Here is a 14,921-nt window from a genome sequence, read left to right on the forward strand (position 1 = left end):
TGTTTCGGGGTATCGTATCAGAGTTGCTTGATATTACCTTCGGCTCAGGAAAAAGTTCCCGAGGCCCGCTGCCGCAAGGCCAGCCCTTCGTTGAAGACCAGCGCGAACAGGACCAGTCCGCCACCGGCCAGCACGCTGACGGCGGGCTGTTCGCCGGCCCACAGCCAGGCCCAGGCAACACCGAAAATGACTTCCAGCAGCGCCAGCAGGGCGATTTCCGGGGCCGGCAGGACACGCGTCAGGCGGACCACCAGCAGGCAGGGAATGGCCAATTGCACGACACCGAGCAAGGCCAGCAGTCCGAGATCATGGGGCGTTGCCTGCAACGGCCAGGCCAGCGGCAGGGTACACAAGGCAGAGAGCACGGCGCCGATGAGCACGGCCGGCAGCATGTCCGGCCCGGCCTCGCTACCCTGGCCGGTTTTCTGCAGCAGGGTCCAGTTGACCGCCGCTGCCAACGGCACCGCGCAGGCCACCAGCGAACCGAGCAGGCGCGCGCCGGCCGGGGCTTCGGCGCCGAACATCCAGGCAATGCCCAGCCCGGCCAGCGCGATCGCCAGCCAGGTCCGCAGCGGCAGGCGCTGCTTCAGGAAGAAACGGGCAAACAGCGCGGTGATCATCGGCCCAAGGGCCATCGTCACCAGCACCATGGCGACCGTGGTCATGGTGATCGCCAGCATGAAAGCGGTGAACATCACCGCCCAGCACAATCCTGAAATCCACACGATGCGCGGTGCATTAAGCAGGCCAGCCCACAGCCCCGGCCCGCGCAGCCAGGTCAGGCCGATGGCCAGCGCCAGTGCGTTGAAGCCGCTGCGCCAGAAATTGACCTCGAAGCCGGCAGCGGCTTCCAGGTGGCGGGCAACGACCCCGGCAATGCTCCACAGCAGCGTCACCAGAACCATCAAGGCGACGGCGCGACGATGGGTCATGAATCAGCTACGGCGACGACGGGCTTCGAACAGGCAGACACCGGCGGCAACCGACACGTTCAGGCTGTCGACGCTGCCGTGCATGGGGATGCTGACCAGCTGATCGCAGGTTTCCCGGGTCAGACGGCGCATGCCCTCGCCTTCCGCGCCCATGACCCAGGCGGTAGCCTGCGGCCATTCGGCAACGTAAAGATCCTCGCAGGCTTCACCGGCCGTGCCGATCACGCAGATATCGCGTTCCTTCAGTTCGCGCAGCGTGCGCGCCAGGTTGGTGACCATCACGTAGGGCACGGTTTCTGCCGCGCCGCAGGCAGTCTTGACGGCCACGTCGTTGAGGCCGGCGGCCCGGTCCTTGGGCGCAATCACCGCATGGACGCCGGCGGCGTCGGCGACGCGCAGGCAGGCGCCGAGATTGCGCGGATCGGTGACGCCATCGAGGACCAGCAGGAAGGCCGGCTCTTCCAGTGTATCGAGCACATCGTCGAGATGCGCCGGCTTACGCGTCCCTTCGATGCGGGCCACCACGCCCTGGTGCCGACCGCCACCGGCCAGGTCGTCGAGACGCTTGCTGTCGGCGAGGATGAACTTCACCCCCTGCAGTTCGGCGTGCTTCAACAGTTCGCGGGCACGGGCGTCCTGCCGGCTGGCGTCGATCAGGATCTCTTTCAGCGATTCGGGATCCTGGCGAAGCTTGGCGGTAATGGCGTGAAAACCGTAGATCAGACGCGATGACATGGTGGGCAACCCAAAGGAAGGAGCCGAATTCTACCGCGCCGCACCGGGTCGGTGCGAATCCGGCACTCAGCCCGGCTGTCCAGCCTTGGCCAAGCCCTGGTCGTTATTCAGCCAGCGGACCAGCATCAGGTCATGCAGGCCGATGTGGTTGTCAACCCAGCGCCTGAGCAAGGTATCGAGTTCGCGGATACGGCGAACGGTCTGTTCGCTGTCGAGACGGGAAACGATCTCCTGGACTTTCTGGGCAATCGCCGCATGATCCTCGATGTGGGCATCGCACAGGGCCTTGTCGGTCATCGACATCAGGGCGTCGCGCATGATGCGCTCTTCCGTCGAAAAATGTTCGAGGATGAAGGCGAACAGGTCGCCAAGCTGGCTGACGACTTCCTTCTCGCAGGAACTCTGACGCAGGCGATCACAGCCGCGGCAACTGTCCAGATTGGCCGGATCGATACAGACCCGGCGCAGGTTCCCCATAATCCCGAGTAGCAGACGATGCTCGTCGTCGATAAGGTAATTACCAGTTTCCAGCGCTGGCGGCAGATCAGTCATGATCGACCTGGATTGTGATTCGACCATCAACGGAGCGTCTGCTTCGTACCTCATCCCACCCTCAAGATGCATGGATCAAACGTATATTTTATCACTTTGGTCATACGCCACTCCAGTGCGCACAAAAATGGGGCACATTGAATGTGCCCCTGTGCTGCATCTGCAACAGCCTATGAGCGACGACGCCGGGCGACGCCCTTCTTTTGACCCGGCTTGGTCGCTGTAGCCGTTTTGGGCTCGTCACGGACCAGCACGAAATCGATCTTGTTCGATTCGAGGTCGGCGCGAACCAGCTTGACCCGCACCCGGTCGCCGAGCCGGAAGCGTTCGCCGCTGCGCTCGCCGAGCATCTGGTGCTTGATGTTGTCGAACTGGAAGTAGTCCTGGCCCAGCTCCGAAACATGGACCAGGCCTTCCACGTAAACCTCGTCCAGCGCGACAAAAATGCCGAAAGCGGTCACTGCCGAAATGGTCCCGGCGAAAACTTCGCCGATGCGTTCCTTCATGAAGAAGGTCTTCAGCCAGTTCTCGACATCGCGCGTCGCTTCGTCGGCACGCCGCTCGGTGGCCGAGCATTGCAGGCCGATATCGTCCCAGGGCTTGTTTGGCTCATAGTTCTCGCCGGCCAGTACGGCCTTGATCGCGCGATGGACGAGCAGGTCGGGATAACGCCGGATCGGCGAGGTGAAATGCGTGTAGTGCTCGTAGGCCAGGCCGAAGTGACCGACGTTGTCGGGGCTGTACATGGCCTGGCGCAGCGAACGCAGCATCACTGTCTGCAGCAACTGGAAATCGGGCCGCGGCTTGATCTTCTCGAGCAATGCGGCGTAGTCCTTGGCACGCGGATCGTCGCCGCCGCTCAAGGCCATGCCGAATTCGCCGAGGAAGGTGCGCAGGTTGCGCAGCTTGTCCTCGGACGGTCCTTCGTGGATGCGATACAGGCAGGTCTGCTTGTGCTCGGCGAGGAAGTCGGAGGCGCAGACATTGGCCGCCAGCATGCACTCTTCGATGATGCGATGGGCGTCGTTGCGCACCACCGGGACGATGTTCTCGATCTTGCCCTGATCGTTGAACAGCATCATCGTTTCGGTGGTCTCGAAGTCGATCGCGCCGCGCTGGCCGCGCGCCTTGTGCAGCGCGGCGTAGAGTTTGTACAGGTTATGCACGTGCGGCAGCACCGCCTGTTCGGCCTCGCTTTCCGGCTTGCCCTCGCCCGACAGCCAGGACCAGACCTTGTTGTAGGTCAGCCGCGCATGCGAACGGAAGACGGCCGGGTAGAAACGGTACTTGCCGATCTTGCCGGCGGCGCTGATCGACATGTCGCAGACCATGGCCAGGCGTTCGACATCGGGGTTCAGCGAGCAGATACCGTTGGACAGCTTTTCCGGCAGCATCGGGATCACCCGGCGCGGGAAATAGACCGAATTGCCGCGCTCCAGTGCTTCCTTGTCGAGGGCCATGCCCGGACGCACATAATGCGAGACGTCGGCAATCGCCACCACCAGGCGCCAGCCACGCCCCTGCTTTTCACAGAAGACGGCATCGTCGAAGTCACGGGCGGTCTCGCCGTCGATGGTGACCAGCGGCAATTCGCGCAGGTCCTCACGGCCCTTGAAATCCGTCTTGCGCACCTTGTCCGGCATCTTCTTGTTTTCTTCGAGCGCCGCCTTGGAAAACTCGAACGGCAGGTCATGCTTGCGCAGGGCAATCTCGATCTCCATGCCGGGATCGGCGTAATTGCCGAGCACCTCGACGATGCGCCCGATCGGCTGGGAAAACTTGCTGGGCTGCTCGATGATCTCGACCATCACCACCTGGCCCGACTCGATCTTGAGCTTGGATTTCTTCTCCGGCGGCACCAGGATGTCCTGGGCGATGCGCTTGTTCTCCGGAGCGACGATGACGACGCCGTGTTCGACGAAAACGCGGCCGACCAGACGGGTGTTCACGCGTTCGGTGACTTCGACAATGCTGCCTTCCGGCCGGCCTTTACGGTCGATGCCGTTGATCCGGACCAGCGCCCGGTCACCGTGGAGCACCTTGCCCATCTGACGCTGATCGAGAAAGATGTCGGCGCTGCCGTCATCGGGCACCAGAAAGCCGTAACCATCCTGGTGTCCCTGGATGCGCCCGGCGGTCAGGCTGGCCCGTTCGGGCAGGATGTAATCGCCTTTGCGGTTACGCAGCAACTGGCCCTCGCGCTCCATGGCACCAAGGCGGCGCTGGAACATTTCGCGCTCGACACTGGCGATATCGAGCAGATCGACCAGATTGGCAAAGCTCAGGGGACGACCTTCGTCGGTCAGGGTTTGCGTCACGTATTCGCGCGACGGCAAAGGGAATTCATAACGTTTGCTCTCGCGCTCGAAAAATGGATCGGCACGACGTATCTTCGACAACTTCTTTCTTGACATCACTTTTTCTTTCTCTATAATGGCGGCTCTTCGCACCTGTGCCCAGGTGGCGGAATTGGTAGACGCACTAGTTTCAGGTACTAGCGCTGAGAGGCGTGGGGGTTCGAGTCCCTTCCTGGGCACCAGCGATTTTGACAGAAGGTCTTGCTACGGCAAGGCCTTTTTTCATTTCTGGCGCACGCGTCGACAAAGCGAATTGTCTCACAGCACAAGCTTCCCCGAGCTTAACAATTACTAACATCTGGTTGCAGCAAGCGCGCCAGCAGCTGGCTATCCTGACCTCATGCCAACACCCATTGCGAGGTTCATCATGAAAAGGATAGTCAACACCCTGCTCGCCGCGAGCCTGAGCATCGGCCTGATCGGCCAGGCCAGCGCCGGCCCGGATCGCCACTGGCGCCACGACCATCGGCCCCAGGTCAGTCAACACCATCATCACTACCATGCGCCACCGCGCGTTCAGAAACACCATCACCGCAACGACTGGATCGGTCCGGCTGCGGTGCTGACCATCGGTGGCCTGGCCATCGGCACCGCGCTCTATCACGCCAACACGCCGCCGCGCGTCGTTCATGGCGCGCCGCCTCCGCCGAACGGAAACTGGTTCTACTGCCGCTCTTCCGGACAATACTACCCCTACACCCAAGCCTGCCCGGAAGGCTGGCAGGCGGTTCGTCCGCACTGAAAGACAAAGCGGGCCAGACGGCCCGCTTTGTGCATTGCCCGGGAACAATCCGGATTACTTGAACGGATGCTGCTTGAGGATGGTCTCGTCGCGCTCGGGACCGGTCGACACGATGGCGATCGGCACTTCGCAGAGTTCTTCGAGACGGTTCAGGTAGGCCTGGGCGTTGACCGGCAGGTCTTCCCAGCGCTTGACGCGGAAGGTCGTCCCTTCCCAGCCCGGCATGGTTTCGTAGATCGGCACGCAACGGGCGACGTCGTCGGCACCGATGGGCAGCAGGTCGATGACCTTGTCACCCAGTTGGTAACCGGTGCAGATCTTGATTTCCTTGAGGCCGTCGAGCACGTCGAGCTTGGTGATGCACAGGCCGGTGAGGCCGTTGATGCGCGCCGAACGGCGCAGCAGCGCGGCATCGAACCAGCCGCAGCGGCGCTTGCGCCCGGTCACCGTACCGAATTCCTTGCCGACCGAGAACATCTGGTGGCCCGGCGTGCCTTCGGTGTCGATGCCCAGCTCGCTCGGGAAAGGACCGCCGCCGACGCGCGTGCAGTAAGCCTTGGTGATACCCAGCACGTAGTGCAGCATGCCCGGACCGACACCGGCACCGGCTGCGGCCTGACCGGAAACGCAGTTGGACGAGGTGACGAAGGGATAGGTACCGTGGTCGATGTCGAGCAGGGTGCCCTGGGCGCCTTCGAACAGCATGTTGTGGCCGGCCTTGTTGGCGTCGTACAGCGCGGCGGATACGTCCACGACCATCGGCCGGATCACTTCGGCATCGGCCATGGCCTGGTCGTAAACGGTCTGGAAGTCGACCGGGTCGGCCTTGAAATACTGGGTCAGCACGAAGTTGTGATATTCCAGCACTTCCTTGAGCTTCTCGGCGAAACGCTCCGGGTGGAACAGGTCGTAAACGCGCAGACCGCGACGGGAAACCTTGTCTTCGTAGGTCGGGCCAATGCCCTTGCCGGTCGTGCCGATCTTCTTGTCACCAGCCTTGGCCGCTTCGCGCGCCTTGTCGATGGCCGAGTGGTAGGGCAGGATGATCGGGCAACCGGGACTGACCTTGAGGCGGGAACGGACGTCGATGCCGCCCTTTTCCAGTTCGGCGATTTCCGAAATCAGGTGATGGATGTCGAGCACGACACCGTTGCCGATGTAGCAATCGACACCGGCACGAACGATGCCCGACGGCACCAGGTTGAGCTTGTAGACGTTGTCGCCGACAACCAGCGTGTGGCCGGCATTATGACCGCCCTGGAAACGCACCACACCCTGGGCGTGGTCGGTCAGCCAGTCGACGATCTTCCCCTTCCCTTCGTCGCCCCACTGGGTACCGACGACGATGACATTCTTGGCCATTTTCTCTCTCAATCCTCTTGTATAGCTTCAATGATCCAGCGCCCGCCGACCTGGACCAGCTTGCGGTCGCATGACGGGCCTTCGCAGGCGGTCTCGCCCGGCAGCAGTTCAACGACGGTCTCGCCATGTTCGCGCAGCGCAGCAATGTGCGAAGCCAGCAACTTGTCGGCACCGGCATACGGGGCGAGCACACCGCGGACCGGCTTGCCGGCCGGCGCCAGTTGCGCCAACTGGCGCAGGTCCAGCGAAAACCCGGTGGCCGGACGCGCCCGGCCAAAGGCCTTGCCAGCGCCATCGTAACGCCCACCGAGCGTGATCGCTGCGGGGAAACCCGGGCAGTAGGCGGCAAAGACGATGCCGTTGTGATAATGATAACCGCGCAGGTCAGCCAGATCGATGGAGAACGGCAGTTCCGGCGCGCTCGAAATCAGGTGGCGCAGTTGTTCCAGCGCGGCACGGATGGCCGGCAGGTCAGGCAGGCAGGCCACGGCGCGATCGACGGTTTCCGGCCCGCCGTAGAGCGTCGGCAGCGCCAGCAGCGCCTCGCGGTAAGGCGACGGCACGGCAGCAGTGGCCTCGGCCAGCCCCGGGACATCCTTGTCGCGCAGCAGCGCCAGCAATTCGGCTTCGGCATCGCCCGGCAGACCGGCCGCTTCGACCAGGGCGCGGAAGATGCCGACATGGCCGAGGTCGATGCGTGCCAGCGGCAGCTTGACCCGGTCGAACGCCGTCGCCATCAGGCGAACGATTTCGAGGTCGGCTTCGACGCCGGCATAGCCATACAGTTCGGCACCCAGCTGGACCTGCTCGCGGCCAGCCGAAACGTTGGCCGGCAGGGTATGCAGGGTGCTACCGCAATAGCACAGACGGGTCACACCCCGGTGATTGAGCAGATGCGCATCGATACGGGCCGCTTGCGGCGTCATGTCGGCGCGAACGCCCATGGTCCGCCCGGACAACTGATCGACCAGCTTGAAGGTGCGCAGGTTCAGATCCTGGCCGGCGCCGGTCAGCAGGGAATCGAGGTATTCGAGCATCGGCGGCATGACGTACTCGAAACCGCGCACGCGGAAATGATCGAGCAGATTGCGCCGCAGGGTTTCGATGCGCGCCGCTTCGGACGGCAGGGCATCGGCAATGTATTCAGGAAGCAGCCAGTTCATGAGAAGACTATCAGCAGGACGAGTCCGATCAGCATCGAGGTCAGTCCGATGAAACGGATCTGACCATCGGACAACTGGATCAGGCGGCGAAAGGTTTCACGCCAGGCGGCCGGCGCGATGAACGGCATCGCGCCTTCCAGCACCAGCATCAGCGCAAACGCCAACAACAGGGTCGAGGTCATTGACGACGATCAGCGACCGATATTCTTCATGTACTTGAAGAAATCGGAATTAGGTTCGACGACCAGCACGTCGCTCTTGTTGGCAAAGCTGTTGCGGTAGGCCTCAAGACTGCGATAGAAGGCGTAGAACTCGGGACTCTTGCCAAAGGCCTCGGCGTAGGTCGCCGCGGCCTTGGCATCGCCCTCACCCTTGACCTTCTGGGCTTCGCGGTAGGCTTCGGCGATGATCACTTCGCGCTGACGATCGGCATCGGCGCGGATCTTTTCCGCCTCGGCCGCACCTTCGGAACGCAGCTCGTTGGCCACCCGCTTGCGCTCGGCTTCCATCCGGCTATACACCGCGCCACTGACTTCGTCCGGCAGTTCGACGCGCTTCAGGCGGACGTCGACGATCTGCACGCCGATGCGGCGGGCGTCGATGTCGGCCTTTTCACGCATCTGGTTCATGATCTTGTCACGCTCGCCGGAAATGACGTCATTGACCAAACGCTTGCCGAACTCCTCGCGCAGACCGGCGTTGACCGTCTGGCTAAGGCGGGTACGCGCCCGGGTTTCGTCGCCACCGACCGAGATGTAGTACAGATTGGGATCGACGATGCGCCACTTGATGTAGGAATCAACCAGCACGTTCTTCTTTTCCGAGGTGATGAAACGCTCGGGATCGGCGCTGTCCAGCGTCAGGATGCGACGATCGAAGAAACGCACGTTCTGGATCATCGGAATCTTGAAATTCAGGCCGGGTTCGGTAATCGCCCGTTTGACTTCACCGAGCTGGAAAACCAGCGCGTACTGTCGCTGATCGACGGTAAACACCGACATCGACAGGACAACCAGGATCAGGGCGACGATGCCGCCCAGCACATTGAGACGCGAACTCATCAGCGAGCCTCCCGTTCACGCGTACCCAGCGAACCGGCACGCGTATTGGCATTCAAGGGGTTACCACCAACGGCGGGGAAACTTTCGGATTGCGGCGGAACGCCGCCGGAAAAGGCCGAGGACTGGCGGGTCGCCGCAGCAGCCGAGCCGCCACCGTCGATCATGCCCTGCGGGGCCGCGGCGGCGCCGCTGGCAGCCCCCATCAGCTTGTCGAGCGGCAGGTAGAGCAGGTTGCCCTGGCCCTTGGCATCGACCATGACCTTGGTGGTGTTGGCGTAAATCTGCTGCATGGTTTCCAGGTACATGCGCTGACGCGTGACTTCCGGCGCCTTGGCGTACTCGGTCTGGATCTGGCGGAAGCGCGATGCATCACCCTGAGCGGTGGAGATCACGCGTTCGCGGTAACCCTGCGCTTCTTCCATCAGACGGGCGGCGGTACCGCGGGCTCGGGGAATCACGTCGTTGGCGTAGGCCTGGCCTTCGTTCTTCTGACGTTCGCGGTCCTGCCCGGCCTTGACCGCATCGTCAAACGCCGCCTGCACCTGCTCGGGCGGCTGGGCGTTCTGCATCGTGACCTTGGAAATCAGGATGCCGGCGTTGTAGCGATCAAGGATGTCCTGCATCAGGCGGGAAGCGTCGCTGGCGATCTGCTCGCGACCTTCGTAGAGCACGAAGTCCATCTTGCTCTTGCCGACGATTTCACGCACGGCGGTTTCCGCAGCGCCGATCACGGCTTCTTCCGGATGACGGTTGTTGAACAGGAATTCGACCGGATCCTTGAGGATGTACTGGACCGCAAACTGGATGTTCACGATGTTTTCATCGTCGGTCAGCATCAGGGCTTCCTTGAGCACCTTGTTGCGTTCGCTGCCGCGGTAGCCGATCTCGACAGTACGCACGCCGGTCAGATTGACCAGTTCGTGCGACTGGATCGGATACGGCAGACGCCAGCGCAGACCGGGCTCGGTGGTTTCGGTCAGTTTGCCGAACTGGAGCACGACGCCGCGCTGCGAGGCATCGACGATATAGAAGCCGGAAGCCAGCCAGACGATGGCGATCAGGCCGACCAGCAGGCCGAGGCCGCCGCTAAGGAATTTGGGATTGAAGTCAACCGGCGGCATGCGCGGACCGTCGCCGCCATTGTTGCCACCGCCGCCGCCCTTCTTGCCCATCATGCCGGACAATTTGCGGTTGAAATCCCGCCACAGTTCTTCGAGGTCGGGCGGTCCATCGTTGGGGCGGCGCGGGCCATTGCCGTTCGGCTTGTCGTCGCTACCGCGATTGCCCCACTGCGGGTCGTTGATCGACATGAGAATACCTAGGGTAGGAATCATGGGTCTCGGGGAGTCAATAGGAGAAATCGGATTGTGCCAGACGTGCTGCCTCGTCGAGCGCCTTGCGGCGCGATTCGGCTTTGGCACGGGCGTGTTCGGCCAGAGCCTGGCGTAATAGTTCCATACCGTCACCGGTGCGCGAACTGATGCGAACGCGGGAGATATTACCATATTCGTCACGATCGACCCCGGCCGAGGCCTCGGTCAGGTCGATCTTGTTCCAGACGATCAGTTGCGGCACATCGCGCGCACCGATCTCCTCGAGGACACGGCCCACTTCGGCCATCTGCTCGTCGCGGGCGTGACTGGCGCTATCGACGACGTGCAGCAGCAGGTCGGCGTCGACCGCTGCTTCCAGCGTCGCGTGGAAGGCATCGACCAGCGAGTGCGGCAGATCGCGGATGAAGCCGACGGTGTCGGAAATGACGATATTGCCGGCCTGCTCGATCCACAACTTGCGCGACGTGGTATCCAGCGTGGCGAACAACTGGTCGGCCGCATAAACGCCGGCGTGGGTCAGGGTATTGAACAGGGTAGACTTGCCGGCATTGGTGTAGCCGACCAGCGAGACATTGAGCACATCGCCGCGCCGCCTGGCCTTGCGCTGCACGCCGCGTTGACGCGACAACTTGCCCAGCCGCTCCTTGAGCAACTTGACGCGGTTGCCGAGCAAGCGCCGGTCGGTTTCGAGCTGGGTTTCGCCCGGACCGCGCATGCCGATCCCGCCCCGCTGCCGTTCGAGGTGGGTCCAGCCACGTACCAGACGGGTGGCCAGATGTTCGAGCTGCGCCAGTTCGACCTGCAGCTTGCCCTCGGCACTGGCTGCACGCAGGGCGAAGATGTCGAGGATCAGGCTGTTGCGATCGACGACCCGGCACTTCAGCGATTGTTCGAGGTTGCGTTGCTGAACAGGGGACAGGGCGTGATTGAAGATGACCAGCTGGGCATCGGCCGCCGCAATCATGGCCGCCACTTCATCAACCTTGCCTTTACCGGCAAAGGTCCGGGGATCGGGACTGTGACGCCGACCACGCACTTCCGCAACAACCAGGCCGCCGGCCGATTCAGTCAGCAGACGGAGCTCTTCAAGCTGGTCCTCAACATCGACCTGCCCGAAATCCAGTTGCACGATAACGGCGCGCTCGCCGGAAGCGGGGCGCTCATGCATGGAAAAATCCTGCGGGAGAAAATACCGTCCTGCAGGCGCAGGACGGCGGGATGAAGCGTCTTATTCTGCGGCCTGCTCTTGCTGAAGATTGACCGGACGGGCCGGCACGACCGTGGAAATGGCGTGCTTGTAGACCATCTGGGTCACGGTGTTCTTGAGCAGAACGACATACTGGTCGAAAGACTCGACCTGACCTTGCAACTTGATGCCGTTCACCAGATAGATGGAAACGGGAACATGCTCGCGGCGCAGGGCATTAAGGAAGGGGTCTTGTAAGAGTTGCCCTTTATTGCTCATGGTGTGGACTCCATGTGTGTTGTTATGAGGGTCCTAATGTACCCAAATTAGAAGAATGGTGTTGGAAATTTTGTGGTTAATTTGTGACTCAGCGACGCTCCTTGTCGGCAAAGGGATTCTTGCCCGCGACGAACTGGATGCGCAGCGGTGTCCCCTGAAGGTGGAATGCCTCACGGAAGGTGTGTTCCAGATAACGGCGATAACTGTCGGCAATCTGATCCACGGCGTTGCCGTGCACCACGATGATCGGCGGGTTCGACCCGCCCTGGTGGGCATAGCGCGGCTTCGGCCGGAACAGGCCGTGCTTGGGCGGTGCCTGACGGGCGATGGCATCGGCCAGCACCCGCGTCAGGCGCGGCGTGGACAGCTTGGTCATGGCCGCGCCGTAGGCGGCATCGACCGACTTGAACAGATTGACCAGACCGACGTTTTCCAGCGCCGAAATGAAATGGAACTTGGCGAAATCGAGGAATTTCAGCTTGCGCTGCAGGATCTGCCGGGTCTGTTCGCGGACGTAGGAATCGAGGCCATCCCATTTATTGACGGCAACAACCAGTGCCCGCCCGGACTGGACGATGAAATCGGCGATGTGCGCGTCCTGGTCGGAAATGTCGGCACGGGCGTCGACCATCAGGATGACCACGTTGGCATCCTCGATCGACTGCAGGGTCTTGATCACCGAGAATTTCTCGATGGTCTCGAAAACCTTGCCGCGCTTGCGCATGCCGGCCGTGTCGACGAGTACGTATTTGCGCCCGTTGCGCTCGAAGTCGATCTCGATCGAGTCGCGAGTCGTACCGGGCGCGTCGAAGGCGATGACCCGCTCCTCGCCCAGCAGGGTATTGATCAGCGTGGATTTACCGACGTTCGGACGACCGACGATGGCCACCCGGATGGCATCGGAGTGCCACTCGTCGTCTTCCGGCTCGGGGAAGCTCTCCAGCGCCATCTCGATCAGCCCGCGTACGCCTTCGCCATGCGCGGCGGAAATGGCGTTCGGTTCGCCCAGGCCGAGTTCGTGGAAATCAGCCTCGACCATGCCGCTGTTCAGGCCTTCGGCCTTGTTGACCGCAACAAAGACGGGGCGCTCCAGCCGGCGCAGCTTGTTGGCGATTTCCTTGTCGTGCGGCGTCAGGCCGGTGCGACCGTCGACCACGAAAATGACCGCGTCGGCTTCGGCAATCGCCTGCTCGGTCTGACGCGCCATTTCATGCAGGATGCCTTCCTTGACCAGCGGCTCGAAGCCACCGGTATCGACAACCAGGAAAGGTTTCTTGCCCAGCTTGCCATGACCGTAGTGACGATCGCGGGTCAGGCCCGGAATATCGGCAACGATGGCATCGCGGGACTTGGTCAGGCGGTTGAACAGCGTGGATTTGCCGACATTGGGCCGACCGACCAGAACGATAGTAGGTTTCATTGAATCTCGATTGCCCTGACATCGCCACCGGATGACTGGGTCAGGAAACTGTTGCCCAGCAACTGGGGCGGGACCCGTACGGCGCTGCCGTCGGTCTTGAAGCGACCGACAAAGGCCCCTTCCTCGCGGGACAGGAAATGGACATAGCCTTCGACGTCGCCAACGGCAACGACGTTGCCGCGCACAGCCGGCGCCGTCACATTGCGGCGGCGCAGCTTGTCCTGCTTCCACAGGCTGCTGCCGCTCAGACGATCCAGGCCATAGACCACACCGTCGTCGTCAGTGACGAACAGATAACGACCGTCCAGCACCAGACCGCGCGCCGAGGACAGATCGCGCGACCAGATCATGCTGCCACCCTGCGCCATGTCGAAGCAGGCGACCTTGCCCTGGAAGGCCACGGCACAGATCTGGGTGCCATCGATGGCCGGCGGCGACACGATATCGGCCACACGGTCGAGTTCGGTCGTGCCCTTGGGTTGCGCCACGGCGCCCTCCCAGACCGGCGCGCCATTGGCCAGCGACAAGGCCATCAGCTTGCCACCGGGAAAACCGGCAAACACGTAACGATCGGCGAAAACCGGCGCGCCCACGCTGCGCACCGAGAGTGCCGGCATCGGCCGCTCGTACATCCACTTGCGCGCGCCATCGCGTGCATCAAGCAGGAAAATGCGGTTGTCGCCGCTACGCACGGCCACGCCCTCGCCGCTTACCGCCGGGGCCGCCAGCACTTCGCTGCTGACCTGCGACTGCCACAGGGCCTTGCCGGTTTCTGCGTCGAACGCCAAGACGCCGCCCTTGGCGGTACCGACGACGACCATGTGGATATCAGCACCGACACCAGCCGACAGGGCTTGCCCGGCATCAACCTTCCAGACGATACGGCCGGCTTCGATGCGGTAGACCCCGCCCTTCTGATCGGCGACGAATACTGCATCACCAACGACAGCCGGCGAGAACATCGCACCGCCCGCCTTGCCCACGCCCTGCGACCAGACGCTGCGCACCGTTTGCGTATCGGCTGACAAAGCCGGCAGCGGCGACATCTTCGGCGCACTGGAAGAGAAGGGATTGATCGAGTCAACGGCGTTGTTCAGCGTCGAACACCCTCCCAGCAAGAAGGCGCCAGCGATGGCCAGCGGCATCAGGCGGCGACTCATGCTGCACCGCCAAGGCTGTCGAGCTTCTGCTGCAGCAATTCGCGCGCTGGGCTTCCGGCCTTGGCTGCCGCCTGGTCGAGCGCCGCCTGGTAGGCCGTGCGCGCATCTGCCGGTTTACCCTGGGCCACCAGAATGTCACCGCGGAGTTCCTGGAAACGGGCCTGGAAGGCCGCCGCCGAAGTCGCCTCGAGTGCCTTCAGGGCCTCGTCGTAAGCCTGCTCGTCGAGCAGCACGGCGGCCAGGCGCAAACGGGCGATATCGCGCAATTCATCCTTGGCGTTATCGGTCACCCAGGTCAGCTGGGCCTTGGCTGTCTTCAGGTCGCCCGCATCAAAGGACTGTCGGGCGGCCAGCAAGGCACCGAGCGACGCGTAACCGCTACGCCCGAATTTTGCCGTCAGTTCGCCGGCCGTCGCCTTGATACGCTGAGCATCGCCCTGTTCAACCGCCTGTTCGAGTGCGGCAAACACCGTCGCCGCCTTGGCCGTCTCGTTGTTCTGATACCAGTTCCAGCCCTGCCAGCCGGCAGCCGCCAGAGCGGCAGCGGTCAGCAGGGAAGTGACCAGGTTGCCGTACATCTTCCACCAGGTCTTCAGCGTGTCGATCTGTTCCTGTTCTTCGAGGTCGTAATGCGCCAT

The 14,921-nt window shown here is 62.5% G+C and carries 15 protein-coding genes and 1 tRNA gene; 2 read left to right on the plus strand and 14 right to left on the minus strand.

The window, feature by feature from the left end; translation table 11 throughout:
• Positions 1-44: 44 nt before the first annotated feature.
• The 4 genes from G471_RS0114295 to rnr all read right to left on the minus strand — a co-directional run bounded on the left by G471_RS0114295 (position 45) and on the right by rnr (position 4,633).
• Positions 45-932, minus strand: a complete 888-nt coding sequence (locus G471_RS0114295; protein ID WP_028995933.1) for a DMT family transporter — start codon at positions 930-932, stop codon at positions 45-47.
• Positions 933-935: 3 nt separating this feature from the next.
• The gene (rlmB, locus tag G471_RS0114300; RefSeq protein WP_028995934.1) at positions 936-1,667 is read right to left on the minus strand and encodes a 23S rRNA (guanosine(2251)-2'-O)-methyltransferase RlmB; all 732 of its coding nucleotides are present in this window, start codon (positions 1,665-1,667) and stop codon (positions 936-938) included.
• A gap of 66 nt (positions 1,668-1,733) precedes the next feature.
• Positions 1,734-2,219 (minus strand): bacteriohemerythrin, encoded by a 486-nt coding sequence (locus tag G471_RS0114305; protein ID WP_028995935.1) that lies wholly within the window; start codon positions 2,217-2,219, stop codon positions 1,734-1,736.
• A 170-nt stretch (positions 2,220-2,389) separates the two neighbouring features.
• Positions 2,390-4,633, minus strand: coding sequence for a ribonuclease R (rnr, locus tag G471_RS17870; protein ID WP_081700288.1), 2,244 nt, complete (start codon positions 4,631-4,633; stop codon positions 2,390-2,392).
• Positions 4,634-4,673: 40 nt separating this feature from the next.
• Between rnr and G471_RS0114315 the strand changes: the two genes are divergently transcribed.
• A tRNA-Leu gene (locus G471_RS0114315) sits at positions 4,674-4,758 on the plus strand.
• 185 nt (positions 4,759-4,943) lie between these two features.
• Positions 4,944-5,318, plus strand: a complete 375-nt coding sequence (locus G471_RS0114320; RefSeq protein ID WP_028995936.1) for a hypothetical protein — start codon at positions 4,944-4,946, stop codon at positions 5,316-5,318.
• Between the two features lie 54 nt (positions 5,319-5,372).
• Here the strand turns inward: G471_RS0114320 and G471_RS0114325 are convergent, their stop codons facing one another.
• From G471_RS0114325 to G471_RS0114370, 10 genes are all read right to left on the minus strand, one after another.
• Positions 5,373-6,680, minus strand: coding sequence for an adenylosuccinate synthase (locus G471_RS0114325; protein WP_028995937.1), 1,308 nt, complete (start codon positions 6,678-6,680; stop codon positions 5,373-5,375).
• 8 nt (positions 6,681-6,688) lie between these two features.
• A complete protein-coding gene (locus tag G471_RS0114330) occupies positions 6,689-7,843 on the minus strand; it encodes an ATP phosphoribosyltransferase regulatory subunit (RefSeq protein WP_028995938.1) in 1,155 nt (384 codons plus the stop codon).
• Positions 7,840-8,025 (minus strand): DUF2065 domain-containing protein, encoded by a 186-nt coding sequence (locus G471_RS0114335; protein WP_028995939.1) that lies wholly within the window; start codon positions 8,023-8,025, stop codon positions 7,840-7,842. Before G471_RS0114335 ends, G471_RS0114330 begins: the two co-directional genes overlap by 4 nt.
• A 9-nt stretch (positions 8,026-8,034) precedes the next feature.
• A complete protein-coding gene (hflC, locus tag G471_RS0114340) occupies positions 8,035-8,904 on the minus strand; it encodes a protease modulator HflC (protein WP_028995940.1) in 870 nt (289 codons plus the stop codon).
• Entirely contained in the window at positions 8,904-10,214 is a 1,311-nt protein-coding gene (gene hflK, locus G471_RS0114345; RefSeq protein ID WP_028995941.1) for an FtsH protease activity modulator HflK, read from the minus strand. The genes hflC and hflK overlap by 1 nt, the downstream gene beginning before the upstream one ends.
• 37 nt (positions 10,215-10,251) lie before the next feature.
• Positions 10,252-11,406 (minus strand): GTPase HflX, encoded by a 1,155-nt coding sequence (gene hflX, locus G471_RS0114350; RefSeq protein ID WP_028995942.1) that lies wholly within the window; start codon positions 11,404-11,406, stop codon positions 10,252-10,254.
• A gap of 60 nt (positions 11,407-11,466) precedes the next feature.
• Positions 11,467-11,703, minus strand: coding sequence for an RNA chaperone Hfq (gene hfq / locus G471_RS0114355; protein ID WP_011288708.1), 237 nt, complete (start codon positions 11,701-11,703; stop codon positions 11,467-11,469).
• 88 nt (positions 11,704-11,791) lie between these two features.
• Positions 11,792-13,123, minus strand: coding sequence for a ribosome biogenesis GTPase Der (gene der, locus G471_RS0114360; protein WP_028995943.1), 1,332 nt, complete (start codon positions 13,121-13,123; stop codon positions 11,792-11,794).
• Positions 13,120-14,283 carry an outer membrane protein assembly factor BamB gene (gene bamB, locus G471_RS0114365; protein WP_081700289.1) on the minus strand — a complete coding sequence of 388 codons (1,164 nt, stop codon included), beginning with the start codon at positions 14,281-14,283 and terminating at the stop codon, positions 13,120-13,122. Before bamB ends, der begins: the two co-directional genes overlap by 4 nt.
• Positions 14,280-14,921 carry a YfgM family protein gene (locus G471_RS0114370; protein WP_028995945.1) on the minus strand — a complete coding sequence of 214 codons (642 nt, stop codon included), beginning with the start codon at positions 14,919-14,921 and terminating at the stop codon, positions 14,280-14,282. Before G471_RS0114370 ends, bamB begins: the two co-directional genes overlap by 4 nt.

Source organism: Azonexus hydrophilus DSM 23864, assembly GCF_000429605.1.
Taxonomy (GTDB): domain Bacteria; phylum Pseudomonadota; class Gammaproteobacteria; order Burkholderiales; family Rhodocyclaceae; genus Azonexus; species Azonexus hydrophilus.

Coding starts and splice junctions, on each gene's coding strand:
- der (WP_028995943.1), bottom strand. CDS start 13,123: ATGAAACCTACTATCGTTCTGGTCGGTCGGCCCAATGTCGGCAAATCC.
- hflC (WP_028995940.1), bottom strand. CDS start 8,904: ATGAGTTCGCGTCTCAATGTGCTGGGCGGCATCGTCGCCCTGATCCTG.
- G471_RS0114335 (WP_028995939.1), bottom strand. CDS start 8,025: ATGACCTCGACCCTGTTGTTGGCGTTTGCGCTGATGCTGGTGCTGGAA.
- G471_RS0114305 (WP_028995935.1), bottom strand. CDS start 2,219: ATGACTGATCTGCCGCCAGCGCTGGAAACTGGTAATTACCTTATCGAC.
- G471_RS0114325 (WP_028995937.1), bottom strand. CDS start 6,680: ATGGCCAAGAATGTCATCGTCGTCGGTACCCAGTGGGGCGACGAAGGG.
- G471_RS0114370 (WP_028995945.1), bottom strand. CDS start 14,921: ATGGCGCATTACGACCTCGAAGAACAGGAACAGATCGACACGCTGAAG.
- hflK (WP_028995941.1), bottom strand. CDS start 10,214: ATGTCGATCAACGACCCGCAGTGGGGCAATCGCGGTAGCGACGACAAG.
- bamB (WP_081700289.1), bottom strand. CDS start 14,283: ATGAGTCGCCGCCTGATGCCGCTGGCCATCGCTGGCGCCTTCTTGCTG.
- G471_RS0114330 (WP_028995938.1), bottom strand. CDS start 7,843: ATGAACTGGCTGCTTCCTGAATACATTGCCGATGCCCTGCCGTCCGAA.
- rlmB (WP_028995934.1), bottom strand. CDS start 1,667: ATGTCATCGCGTCTGATCTACGGTTTTCACGCCATTACCGCCAAGCTT.
- G471_RS0114295 (WP_028995933.1), bottom strand. CDS start 932: ATGACCCATCGTCGCGCCGTCGCCTTGATGGTTCTGGTGACGCTGCTG.
- hflX (WP_028995942.1), bottom strand. CDS start 11,406: ATGCATGAGCGCCCCGCTTCCGGCGAGCGCGCCGTTATCGTGCAACTG.
- hfq (WP_011288708.1), bottom strand. CDS start 11,703: ATGAGCAATAAAGGGCAACTCTTACAAGACCCCTTCCTTAATGCCCTG.
- rnr (WP_081700288.1), bottom strand. CDS start 4,633: ATGTCAAGAAAGAAGTTGTCGAAGATACGTCGTGCCGATCCATTTTTC.
- G471_RS0114320 (WP_028995936.1), top strand. CDS start 4,944: ATGAAAAGGATAGTCAACACCCTGCTCGCCGCGAGCCTGAGCATCGGC.